The organism is Rahnella sp. P4_A8, assembly GCF_056402435.1.
The window spans coordinates 1-1,465 of record NZ_JBFUHK010000226.1; the positions used below are offsets into that span (position 1 = coordinate 1).

The 1,465-nt window shown below is 39.5% G+C and carries 2 protein-coding genes; both read left to right on the forward strand.

What is annotated here, in order from left to right; all coding sequences use genetic code 11:
• Window positions 1–1,180, forward strand: a 1,180-nt coding sequence (locus tag AC1DUO_RS24930) for an AMP-binding protein (protein WP_477989350.1), incomplete at its 5' end; no start/stop codon positions are given.
• An 81-nt stretch (window positions 1,181–1,261) separates the two neighbouring features.
• Window positions 1,262–1,465, forward strand: a 204-nt coding sequence (locus tag AC1DUO_RS24935; protein ID WP_477989352.1) for an SDR family oxidoreductase, incomplete at its 3' end; no start/stop codon positions are given.

A 1,465-nucleotide genomic window follows, 5' to 3' on the forward strand; every position in this document is an offset into this window, starting at 1 on the left:
CCATATGGTTGCTATTTACCGGGAGCAAGGTTACTCATTAAATTTACCTGATGTTAAAAGTTATGATGATTTCTCTACAAATTATCCTTATCAAGGCAAAGCGCAACTTTCTCAGATGGTTGCCTCTTTGCAGAAACAAGATATCTTGAATCAGTGCTATATGATCTCTACTTCAGGCTCAAGTGGTAAGCCGGTAATTTTAGGGAATCGTATTTTACATTCTGTTGACTATGATTCTTATCCATTTGATATCAGGCGTTTGTTAGAAAAAAATATCTTCAACGCTACAGATGTTGTTTCTAATATGTTAGTTCCCGGTTGTTTCGGTTTTTTATATGAGGGCTTATCGAGAATACTTTATTATATAGGTGCAACGGTGCTGCCAGTAGGGAGATTCGATAAACAATCTTCTCTGGAAAAGACTTTATCTGTTATGGAAACATCACAGGTTAATACTCTTATTGCCACTCCTGCCGGTGTTATGCAATTGGTGCAGTATTACCGGGATCACAACTATACCTTTCCGGTTAAAAAAATTGTTTATATTGGGGAGATGTTCCATTCCCATAAACGCGACCGGGTGAGGGAGTGTTGGCCGCAGGCTGAGTTTTATGGTCTCTATGGCACCAGTGAAACCGGTATGATGGGGATCAATTTGCCTGCAATGCCAATCAATGAATATCGTTATCTGGCGAAGTGGTTTTTTGCGGAAACTGATGAGACGGGAAAACTGTATATAACAGACCTGCGCGGATCACTGATTCCTATCATTCGCTACCATGTGGGTGATACCGCGCAACCTGTTAAAGAGATCAGCAAAGATATTTCCTCTTTTGTGCTCGGTGGACGCAGTGACAGTGGTTTTAATATCTGTGGTAATTTGATCTCAGCGACAAAAATCAAAGCGAATATAGGAAAATTCTTTTCAAATCAGTCTGAAGTGCAATTTGTCCTTAGCAATACGAACAATGGTATGGATTTACTGGTTGTTAATATTTCTTATGATAAAACTGAAGATCAATCTCAGGCTCGTGATCACGTTATGAAATGCCTGTATTCAGACTATTTATTCTATGAGGGGGTCGCCAGGAATAGTATTAAAGTTGATGTTGTTTTTACTGAGTTCTTAGAGCTATCAAATAGAATGAAATATCCTTTGGTAGTGGATAAGCGACATTAATTATTAATGCGAAACGTGGGTGATTTGAGACTATTTATCAGGTTTTAACAGCGTGAACCTGCGTCACCAAGGATTTAAATTATGAGTTTTCTTACCGGTAAACGCATTCTTATCACAGGTGTTGCCAGCAACCGTTCTATCGCATTTGGTATCGCTGAGGCAATGCATCGTGAAGGTGCTGAACTTGCATTCACTTACCAAAATAATAAGCTGAAATCACGGGTGGAAGGTTTCGCTGMCAAATTTGGGTCTGACATTGTATTGCCCTGCGATGTAGGTGAAGAT